This is a genomic window from Aquabacter sp. DMC10, from assembly GCF_056314145.1.
Window position 1 is genome coordinate 735,127 of sequence record NZ_JBQUYX010000001.1, and the last position, 10,216, is coordinate 745,342.

Consider the following 10,216-nt stretch of genomic DNA (forward strand, 5'->3'; position numbering starts at 1 on the left):
CCCCGCCAGGCTTCTCCCCGAGGCCGGCCATGAGTGGCACCGGCGCCCTGGCGCACGCGGCGCGCCCTGAACGGACCGACGAGACACCGCCCCGGCGGATCCATTTCGGCCGGATCTTTTCGCTAGGCGCCTTGCTCGGGCCGGCGGTGCTGATCCTGGGTGTGGGCCTGGTGTGGCCCTTCGTCATGATGGCGCGCATGTCGGTGCTGGATCGCTTCCCCGATCCCACCGGACTGACGCTCGAATATTACCAGACCGTCCTCACCGACCCCTATTTCCTGCGCATCATCGGGCGAACCTTCTCGCTGGCCGTGGTGGTGACGGCCATCACCGCGGTGATCGGCTATCCCGTGGCCTGGTTCCTCGCCCGCTCCCGCTCGCGCTGGAAGCACCTCGTCTTCCTCGGGGTGATCTCGCCGCTGATGGTCTCCATCATCGTGCGCTCCATCGGCTGGACCATCATCCTGGGCAATGAGGGCTTCATCAACGCCCTGCTCACCGCGCTCGGGATCATCGATACCCCGCTCCGGCTCATGCAGAGCTTCTGGAGCGTGGTGGCGGGCATGGTGCACATCCTCATCCCCTTCATGGTGCTCTCGGTGGCCTCGGTGCTGGGCAAGATCGACCCCGCTTACGCGGAGGCGGCCACCGTCATGGGCGCCAATCCCGTGCGCACCTTCCTGAAAGTGACGCTGCCCTTGTCGGTGCAGGGCATTGCGTCGGGCTCGGTCATCGTCTTCTGCCTCACGGTGGGCGCCTATGTGACGCCGGTGATGCTGGGGCGCGGCAAGGTGGCGGTGCTCGCCATGACCATTCACGAACAGATGGTGGTGCTGGTGGACTGGCCCACGGGCGCGGCGGTGGCCATGGTGCTGACCTTCGGCACCATGGTGGTCCTCACCCTCTACGGCCTGTTCCTGCGCCGTCACGCACGGCGATAGGAGGCGCGCATGTCGGACCTCTCCCTCGATCCCCCGCCACCCCACGCCGCGCGCGCCCCGGCCAGCGAACGGCTGCTGAACGCCTATGTGGTGGCGGTGCTGCTCTTCCTGGCGCTGCCCATCTTCATCGTGGTGCCGCTGGCTTTCAGCGACGATGTCTCGCTGAGCTTCCCGCCCCACGGCTTCTCGCTGCGCTGGTTCGCCAACATCTGGGCGCGGCCGGAATTTGCCCGCGCCTTCGCGTTGAGCGCCGCCATCGCGGTGGTCGCCACCGCGCTCTCGCTGGTGGCGGGCACGCTGGCGGCGGTGGGGCTGGTGCGGCACCAGTTTCCCGGCCGCGACAGCCTCGTCACCTTCTTCATGACGCCGCTCATCTTCCCGGCCATCGTGCTGGGCGCGGCCCTGGCGCTGATGCTCGCCCCCATGGGCCTTTTGCGCAGCTTCTGGGGCCTGGCCCTCGCCCACACGGTGCTGACCTTCCCCTATGTGCTGCGCACGGCGGTGGCGACCTTGTCAGAGATCGACCGGGCGCTCGGGGAGGCCGCCTACACGCTGGGCGCCAACCGCTGGAAGACCTTCCGCCATGTGACGCTGCCGCTCATGCGGCCGGGCCTGCTGGCGGGGGCGACCTTTGCCCTCATCGTCTCCTTCGACGAGTTCACCGTGTCCATGTTCCTGGTGGGCCCGGGCATGATGACGCTGCCGCTCGAAATGTACAATTACGCCGAGTTCAGCCTCGACCCCACCATCGCCGCCATCTCCACCATCCTCCTCATCATCACCTCGGTGGCGATCCTCGTCATCGAGAAGCTGGTGGGGCTGGGCAAGCAATTCTCGTGACGCGTCCCCCCGCAACACGCACCAGAAGGGAAGACCAGATGAGCTCCGACGACACCAAGGACATCCTGCGGGCCTTCGCAGGCCAGGCCAGCCGCCGCTCCATCCTGAAGGGCATGGCCGCGCTCGGCGCGGGCGGCACCGCCTTCCTCCAGCTCGCCGAGGCCCTCGCCCAGGCCACCGACGCGGAAGTGGCCCAGCTCACCATCCTGTCCCAGCCGGGCGTGGTGCCGGAGATCCTGAAGGACGTCACCGTCCCCATGTTCAACAAGACCTACCCGAAGACGGCCGTGACCTTCGAGGCCGCCTCCAACGCGGTGGCCTACCCGAAGATGCTCGCCCAGCGGTCCAATCCCGTCGTCAGCGGCGCCATGGTGAACGATCTGTTCGCCCAGCGCGGCATCAACGACAAGATGTGGGACCATTTCGACATGTCGCTGGTGCCCAATGCGGCCAACCTGCCGCCGGACCTCACCACCCCCGGCGGCTTCGGCATCCCCTTCCACCTGTCCCCGTTCGGCATCATGTACAACCCCGACAAGGTGGAAGAGCCCAAGTCCTGGACCGACCTCTGGAACCCCAAGTACAAGGGCCGGGTCTCCATGTGGGATGTCTATTATGATGCCTACATCATGGCGGCGGTGGTCACCGGCAAGGGCCCGGACGTGGTGGCCGGCATCAAGGCCTGGGAGCCCTACAAGGAAAATATCGGCGCCTGGGTGAACTCGCCCACCGGCGAGGAAGACCTCGTCAGCCGCGGCGAGATGTGGCTTGCGCCGCATTGGGGCTCCTGGACCGCCATGGCCAAGTCGCAGGGCAAGAATGTCGCCTTCACCATTCCCAAGGAAGGCGGCGTGCAGTGGACCGGCCACATGCAGGTGTGCGCGGGCTTCTCGCCGGCGGTGAGCAAGCTCACCCAGATCTACCTGAACACCTGGCTGTCCGATGAATGCCAGCTCGCCTGGATCGAGCGCGGCTTCTATTCGCCCGCCAGCACCAAGGTGAAGATCCCCGAGGCGCTGAAGTCCAACCCGGCCATCGTCACCGCCGACGAGGCGCTGAAGAAGCTGGTGCGGCCCGACTTCGTGAAGCTGGCGGCGGAAATGCCGAAGCTCAAGGGCCTCATCGACCGCACGCTCAAGTCCTGACGGGGTCTTCATGGCCAAGCTGAACGCGACCGACGCCGTCGGCGTCGACCTGCGCGACGTGAAGAAGTGGTACGGCTCCGTGCTCGCCGTGCGGGGGGTGTCGCTCGCCATCGCGCCGGGGGAGATGGTCTGTCTCCTCGGGCCGTCCGGCTGCGGCAAGACCACCACTTTGCGCATGATCGCCGGCCTCGAAACGCCCGATGCGGGGGAGATCCGCATCGGCGACACGCTGGTCAACCAGGTGGCGCCGTGGAAGCGCAACATCGGCATGGTCTTCCAGAACTATGCCCTGTTCCCGCACATGAGCGTGTTCGAGAATGTCGCGTTCGGCCTTGCCATGCGCAACCGCCCCGCCGCCGAGACCCGGGCGGCGGTGGAGGATGCCATGGCGCAGGTGCGCCTCGCCGGCTTCGGCGAGCGCCGCCCCTCGCAACTCTCCGGCGGCCAGCGCCAGCGCGTGGCGCTGGCGCGCGCCATCGTCACCAAGCCCAACGTGCTGCTGCTGGACGAGCCACTCGCCGCCCTCGACAAGAAATTGCGCGAGCAGATGCAGGTGGAGATCAAGCAGCTCCAGCGGGCGGTGGGCATCACCACCGTCTTCGTCACCCACGACCAGGAAGAGGCGCTCACGCTGGCCGACCGCATCGTGGTGATGGAGGAAGGCCGCATCGTGCAGATCGGCACGCCGTCCGATGTCTATGAGCACCCCCGCAGCCGCTTCGTCTCCGACTTCATCGGCTTCACCAATGCGGTGGCGGGCAAGGTGGAAGACGTGACCGGCGGCACGGCCCGCATCCGCACTGCGTCCGGCCACAGCCTCGACGTGCCCGCCACCGAGGGCATTGGCGCGGGCGATGCGGTGGATCTGGTGGTGCGGCCGGAAAAGGTGGTCATCGACCCGCCCGCCCATGCCCGCTGCACGGTGCTGGAGGGGGAATTGGCGCACACGGTCTATTCCGGCGCCGTCACCTACTACCATGTGGACATCGGCCAGGGCGCCATCCTCATCGCCATGGCCCCCAATGCGGGGGAAGCCTCCCGCGCCGCCTTGCCGCCCGGCAGCCGGATGCGCCTCGGCCTTTATCCCGACACCCTCCTGACCTTCCCGAGCCGGGGCTGAGGCGTGCGCGCCGCCCGGCAGAAAGACCAGTCCGCCATGCCAGACCTGACCCCCGAGGAAGGAGCGGTTCTCCAGTGGCTCGCGGCGCGCCGCGACGCCATGGAAGCCTTGCTGGTCGAGGTGGTGAACATCGACAGCGGCAGCTACCACAAGGCCGGTGTCGATCGCGTGGGCGCCGTCTTCCGCGCCCATCTTGCGGCCGCAGGCGTGCCCACGCAGACGGTGGCGGTCGCCGAGCAGGGCGACAATCTCATTGCCGAGATCCCCGGCCGCACCGTGGGCGCCCATGCGCTGCTGCTGGGCCACATGGACACGGTGTTCCCCGAGGGCACGGTGGCCGCCCGCCCCTTCCGCCGGGAGGGCGATCGCGCCTTCGGGCCGGGGGTGGCGGACATGAAGGCCGGGCTCGTCATGAACACCTTCCTCATCGAGGCCTTCCATGCTTTGGGCGGCGCGCCCATGCCGCTGAAGGTGCTCTATTCCAGCGACGAAGAAATCGCCTCCCCCTCCTCCCGCTCGGTCATCCAGGCCTGCGCCGAGGGCGCGGCGCTGGTGCTGAACGCCGAGCCCGGCCGGCCCAACGGCAATGTGGTGATCGCGCGCAAGGGGGCCATCTTCTTCACCCTGGAAGTCTCCGGCCGCGCCGCCCATGCGGGCGTGGAGCCGGCCAAGGGCGCCAGCGCCATCGAGGCCCTCGCCCGCAAGGTGCTGAGCCTCCAGGCGCTGAGCCGGCCGGGTTCCGAGACCACCGTGTCCGTCGGCCTCATCAAGGGCGGGGAATCCGTCAACATGGTGCCGGCCTGCGCCAAGGCGGAGGTGGATGTGCGCTTTGCCACCATCGAGGCCATGGAAGAGGTGTGGCGGCAGATTCTCGCCATCGTGGATCGGGAAGAGCTGCCGGGCACCGCCGCGCGCATCACCCGCAAGCGCAATTTCCTGCCCTTCGCCCAGTCGCCCGCCAGCGAGGCGCTGTTCCACGCTTATGTGGCCTGCGCGCGGGACCTGGGGATGAAGGTGGGCGGCGAGGCCACCGGCGGCTCGGCCGATAGCGGCTTCACCGCCGCAGTGGGCGCCCCGACCCTCTGCGCCACCGGGCCGGTAGGGGGCGGGGCCCATTCGCTGGACGAGTTCTGCGACCTCGACACCCTGGTGCCCCGCGCCCAGGCGGTGGCCCTCACGATCCTCCGGCACGGCCGGGCCACCTGAGGGCGGCGCCCGCGTTGCCAGGGGGACGGCGCCTGCACTAGATTGCGCGCCCCGAACCCTATCCAGGCCGCCGACCCCATCATGGACGCGTCTTCCTTCCTGTCCCGCCTCGGGCCCCTTCTGGACTCCCGTGGCCTCGTGACCGCCCCCGACGACATGGCGCCCCATCTGGTGGACTGGCGCGGCCTGTTCCGGGGCGAGGCGCTGGCGGTGGTGCGCCCGCGCACCGCGCAGGAGGTGGCGGCGGTGGTGGCCGCCTGCGCCGAGGCGGGCGTCGCCGTGGTGCCCCAGGGCGGAAACACCGGGCTTGCCGGCGGGGCCGTGCCGGTGGGGCCCGCGCCCCAGATTCTCCTCTCCCTTTCCCGCCTCAATGCCATCCGCAAGGTCGACCGGGTGGGCATGCTCATGGAAGTGGAGGCCGGCTGCATCCTCCAGACCGCCCAGGAAGCGGCGCGCGCGGCGGGCCGCCTGCTGCCCGTGAGCCTTGCCGCCGAAGGCACCGCCCAGGTGGGCGGCGTCATCTCCACCAATGCCGGCGGCATCAATGTGCTGCGCTATGGTATGACGCGCCAATTGGTGCTCGGCCTGGAAGTGGTGCTGGCCGATGGCACGCTGGTGAATGCCCTGCGCCCCCTGCGCAAGGACAATGCGGGCTATGACTGGAAGCAGCTCTTCATCGGCTCGGAAGGCACGCTTGGCCTCGTCACCGCCGCCGTGCTGCGCCTCGTGCCCGCCCCCCAGCACAAGGTGACCGCCCTGCTCGCCGTCCCGAGCCCCGAGGCGGCGCTGGCCTTGCTCGGCCGCGTTCAGGACGAGATCGGCGACCAGGTGAGCGCCTTCGAGCTCATTTGCGGGCTGTCCTTCGACCTCCTGAAGCGCAATTGCGGCCTGGACCTGCCTTTGGCGCCCGCCCCCTGGCTGGTGCTGATGCAGGCGGATTCCAGCCTTGAGGGCATCGCCGACAAGGTGGAGGAGGTGCTCGCCGGGGCCCTGGAGGCGGGGGACGCCACCGACGGCGTGGTCGCCTCCTCCGAGGCCCAGGCGCGCCAGCTCTGGGCGCTGCGCGAGCACATCACCGAGGCCGAGCAGCGGGAAGGCCCGAGCGTGAAGCACGACGTGTCCGTGCCCATCGCCGACATTCCCGCTTTTCTCGCCGATGCGGAGGCGGCGGTGGCCGCCGCCCATCCCGGCGCGCGGGCCAACATGTTCGGCCATGCGGGCGACGGCAACATTCATTTCAACGTGCTGATCCCGCCCGGCACCGACAAGGCGGCGCTGAACCGCACCGTGCATGACGCGGTGGCCCGCTTCGACGGCTCCATCTCCGCCGAGCACGGCATCGGCCAGTACCGGGCCGGGGAATTGGCGCATTACAAGCCGGCGGCGGAACTGGCGCTCATGCGCCGCATCAAGGCGGCGCTCGATCCCGATGGCCGGCTCAATCCGGGCAAGGTGCTGGCCTGACCCTTGAGCATGTCCGGGCGACGTGGCACCGGTTCGCGCGAAGGAAATGCGCTAAAAAAGCGATCTAGCCTTCCAGCAACCGGCGGGCCCGCTCCGAGAGCGGGCAGCCCTTCTCGCTGAGGCGGCGGACGGCGGCGCGGGCCACGTCCCGATTGGCCGTATTGCCGGCGAAGCTGGACAGGGAATCGCGGAAGTCCAGCACCACATTGTGGGTGCCGATGGTGGTTCTGTAGTCCACCCGGGAGACAGCCCCATAGGGCTTTCTCCGCGTGCGGATCACCCGGCATTCCACATGATCGGGATGCAGCACCAATATGGGCTTCAGGGTGCTGGACGCCCAGCTCATCCAGGGCACGCCCTTCCAGCCGGAAAAGGCCGCCACCAGCGGCACGCGCGCGCCGTCCCCCTCCTCCAGAATGTGACCACGGCCGGCCGCCGCCAGCCGTGCCCGCACATGCAGGATGAGCACGGCCAGGATCGCGGCCAGGCCCAGCGCGAGGAGGGCGATGAAGAGCGCGAGGACGGGCGCGCCGCCCGGCTCAGTCATTCCGGCGGGACCTTCGGTCGGCGCACGCCCTTGCCGCACGCCCTTGGGTCGCCGTTCCATCCCTCGAAAATCCGACCCATGACGCACCCTTTCCGTTTGGGAAGGATGCACCATCGTCCCGTCAGATCAAGCGCCCGCGCCCGGTCCGCCGGTTCAATAGCTGACGGCGATGCGCCCCTGGAGCGTCACGTCGCCGGCCTGGGTATAGCCGGCATCGGTCAAGGCAACGCCCGCCACGAAGGAGGCGGTGACGTTGCGGGCCATGGAATAGTCCACGCCCACGCCGATGCCCGCCATGCTCACATTCTGGCTGCTCACCGGCCCCAGCACGCCCTGGTAGCCGTAGGAATGGCCCCAGCCCACATCGAGGAAGGCGAAGGGCGAGACCACGTCCGTCACATTGGGCAGGCCGAGGCTCGACAGCAGCGGGAAGGTGGGCGTGCGCAGCTCATTGCGCCAGAAGAAGCCGGTGTCCGCATTGCCGTCGTCCAGCGTGTAGCCGCGGGTGGCATACATGCCGCCGAGCGAAATCTGCTCGGTGTCCGGCAGGGCCTGGCCGGCGGCGATGCCGGAGAAGGCGGACACCCAGCTGAAGCCCGCCGGCAGCCGGGTCACGCGGGTGATGTCGGCGGCGGCATAGACATAATTCACATCGGTGACCCGCCCGCCGCTATAGGCGATCCAGCTTTGTGAATCGTTTCCACCCACGACGCCGCCGGGATTGGCAAACAGCTTCAAGTCGAGGCTGGTGAGGCCATATTCGTCCGGCTTGGAGATCGACCAGCCCACCACCAGCTCGAACAGGCCGGCCTGTGCCCCGCCAATGCCCTCGCCGGTGAAATAGCTGCTGCGATTGACGTTCTTGCCGGTGGCACCGAGTACCAGGTCGCCCAGATAGGTGCCCGGCAGGAGGTTGGAAATGGCGGTGCGGTAATAGACCGGCACTTCCAGCGTCTCGTAAGTGTAGGAGAAGGCCGGGATGGTCCCCGCCTGGCGCGTGGCCACATAGCTCGGCACGATCTCCAGGCTCTGCCGGTCGCCAAGACCCAGCACCACGCGGCCGGCCTGGCTGTAGTAGAGCGGCTGTTCCGGCCCGGTGCCCACACTGCCCGGATTGCTCCAGAAGTTCCAGCTCCCCGTCGCCTGATAGGACACATAGCTGTCCTTCAGGCCCGGAAGCAGGGCGCCGAAGCCGATGAAATAGCGGTCAAGGCTGGTGGCGTGCGTGCCGGTGTTGGACCACCCGCCAAACACCTGCCAGGGTTTTTCCTGCGTCACATCCAGGGTCAAGGTGGACAGGCCCACATCGGCGCCGGGCGAAAACACCCCCGAGACCGAGCGATAGGGCGTGCGGTTCAGCCAGGTCAGGTCCTCGTCCAGCGCCTCGGCAGAAATGCGCTGGCCGGGCACGGCGCGCACCTGACCGGCCAGGGCGGGATCGCCGCCCTGCACCTTCACGCCGCCGATGCGGAACTCAACCACCTGGAGGGTGAGCACGCCCCCCGTGATCTCCTGCGGCGGCAAGGTCACGGACACGAAGGGATAGCCGGCGGCCCGATAGACCTTGGAGACCGCCGCCTGGATCTCGCCGATCAGCTTGCGCGTGACGGGCCGCCCCAGGAAGGGCTGCATGGCCTGTTCCAGGCCCGCGCGGGGCAGGTCGCCGATGTTGCCGATGACGATGCCGGGGCGGGGGCGCGTGGCGAGGCTGTCCTTCGGCCCCAGGAGGCGGATGCCGCGCAGGGCGACGCCGAGCGGCGTCTCGTCCCGGCTCAAGGCGAGGTCCTGCGGGCCGATCACAAGGCGCCCCTGGCCGGAAACCACCGGCGGCAGGTTGCGCTCCACGGGAACGGCCGCGCGCTGTGCGAAGGCCGGGCCGCTGGCCGCGGTAAGGGCAAGGCCCGCGAGGGCGGCGGCGAGAGGGGAGAGCGGAAGCTGGCGCATGGGTCTCAGTTCCCGCTCATGGACAGCCAGAGGCCGTAGGTGAGGGTCCCGCGCGGGAGGGCGCTGACCTGTCGGGCCCGCTCCGCGGCCTTGAAGTCGGAGATCAGCCACGGAATATCCTCTGGCGCGGTCTGCACATAGGTCGGCTCATCGGCGATGGAGGCGACCAGGATGGCCAGGGGGGACACGCCGGTGACCGCAAGCACGCCCTCCACATAGGTCAGGCTGTAATTGGCGCTCGCCGCCAGCGTGCCCTGGGTGATGGGATAGGTCCCGGGTGGCGAGGCGGTCGTCGCCGGCGTCTCCAGAGCGCCGGAAAGGGTGTCGCCATTCACCAGTCCGGCCCCGCCGACCTGATAGGTGAGCGGCGGATTGGACTGCCCCACGGGCCGCACTTGATTGTCGGCGGTCACCGTGATCGCCCGCTGCGTCACATTCAGGCCCGAGGCATTGTTGGCGTAGGTGATGGCGTAATTGGACGCCGCCCCGGACGAGAAGACTGCGTCGGACGCCAGCAGATTATAGGTGCCCACGTTGGACGCCGTGGTCGCCGTGGAGCTGGTGGACGCGCTGGAGATGGTGTCGCCATTCACCAGCCCGTCGCCACCCACGCTCACGGCCCCGGATGTCGGGTTGGCATTGCCATAGGTGCGGGACTGGCCGTCCGCCGTCACCGTGATGGCCCGCTGCGTCACATTCAGGCCCGAGGCATTGTCCGTATAGGTGATGGCATAGTTCGACGCCGCGCCAGAGGAGAACACCGCGTCGGACGCCAGCAGATTATAGGTGCCCACGTTGGAGGCGGTGGTCGCCGTGGAGCTTGTGGACGCGCTGGAAATGGTGTCGCCATTCACCAGCCCGTCGCCACCCACGCTCACGGCCCCGGAGGTGGGGTTGGCACTGCCATAGGCGCGGGACTGGCCGTCCGCCGTCACCGTGATCGCCCGCTGCGTCACATTCAGGCCCGAGGCATTGTTGGCGTAGGTGATGGCGTAATTGGACGCCGCAC

General features: G+C 68.6%; 9 protein-coding genes. 6 read left to right on the top strand and 3 right to left on the bottom strand.

Annotated elements, in window-relative coordinates; translation table 11 throughout:
• The first annotated feature begins 29 nt into the window (after positions 1 to 29).
• The 6 genes from ACT54L_RS03345 to ACT54L_RS03370 all read left to right on the top strand — a co-directional run bounded on the left by ACT54L_RS03345 (position 30) and on the right by ACT54L_RS03370 (position 6,716).
• Positions 30 to 941, top strand: coding sequence for an ABC transporter permease (locus ACT54L_RS03345; RefSeq protein WP_476084113.1), 912 nt, complete (start codon positions 30 to 32; stop codon positions 939 to 941).
• A gap of 9 nt (positions 942 to 950) precedes the next feature.
• Positions 951 to 1,781: an ABC transporter permease gene (locus ACT54L_RS03350; RefSeq protein ID WP_476084114.1), complete on the top strand. Its 831-nt coding sequence runs from the start codon at positions 951 to 953 to the stop codon at positions 1,779 to 1,781.
• 38 nt (positions 1,782 to 1,819) lie between these two features.
• On the top strand, positions 1,820 to 2,926 hold the full coding sequence (locus ACT54L_RS03355; protein ID WP_476084115.1) for an ABC transporter substrate-binding protein: 1,107 nt from the start codon (positions 1,820 to 1,822) through the stop codon (positions 2,924 to 2,926).
• 10 nt (positions 2,927 to 2,936) lie between these two features.
• Positions 2,937 to 4,046 (top strand): ABC transporter ATP-binding protein, encoded by a 1,110-nt coding sequence (locus tag ACT54L_RS03360; protein ID WP_476084116.1) that lies wholly within the window; start codon positions 2,937 to 2,939, stop codon positions 4,044 to 4,046.
• Between the two features lie 36 nt (positions 4,047 to 4,082).
• Entirely contained in the window at positions 4,083 to 5,252 is a 1,170-nt protein-coding gene (locus ACT54L_RS03365; RefSeq protein ID WP_476084117.1) for a M20 family metallopeptidase, read from the top strand.
• 81 nt (positions 5,253 to 5,333) lie between these two features.
• A complete protein-coding gene (locus ACT54L_RS03370; protein WP_476084118.1) occupies positions 5,334 to 6,716 on the top strand; it encodes an FAD-binding oxidoreductase in 1,383 nt (460 codons plus the stop codon).
• 64 nt (positions 6,717 to 6,780) lie between these two features.
• Here ACT54L_RS03370 and ACT54L_RS03375 read toward each other — a convergent pair whose 3' ends face one another.
• From ACT54L_RS03375 to ACT54L_RS03385, 3 genes are all read right to left on the bottom strand, one after another.
• Positions 6,781 to 7,263 carry a hypothetical protein gene (locus tag ACT54L_RS03375; RefSeq protein WP_476084119.1) on the bottom strand — a complete coding sequence of 161 codons (483 nt, stop codon included), beginning with the start codon at positions 7,261 to 7,263 and terminating at the stop codon, positions 6,781 to 6,783.
• Between the two features lie 153 nt (positions 7,264 to 7,416).
• On the bottom strand, positions 7,417 to 9,207 hold the full coding sequence (locus ACT54L_RS03380) for a ShlB/FhaC/HecB family hemolysin secretion/activation protein (protein ID WP_476084120.1): 1,791 nt from the start codon (positions 9,205 to 9,207) through the stop codon (positions 7,417 to 7,419).
• A 5-nt stretch (positions 9,208 to 9,212) separates the two neighbouring features.
• On the bottom strand, positions 9,213 to 10,216 hold a 1,004-nt coding region (locus ACT54L_RS03385), incomplete at its 5' end, for an MBG domain-containing protein (protein ID WP_476084121.1).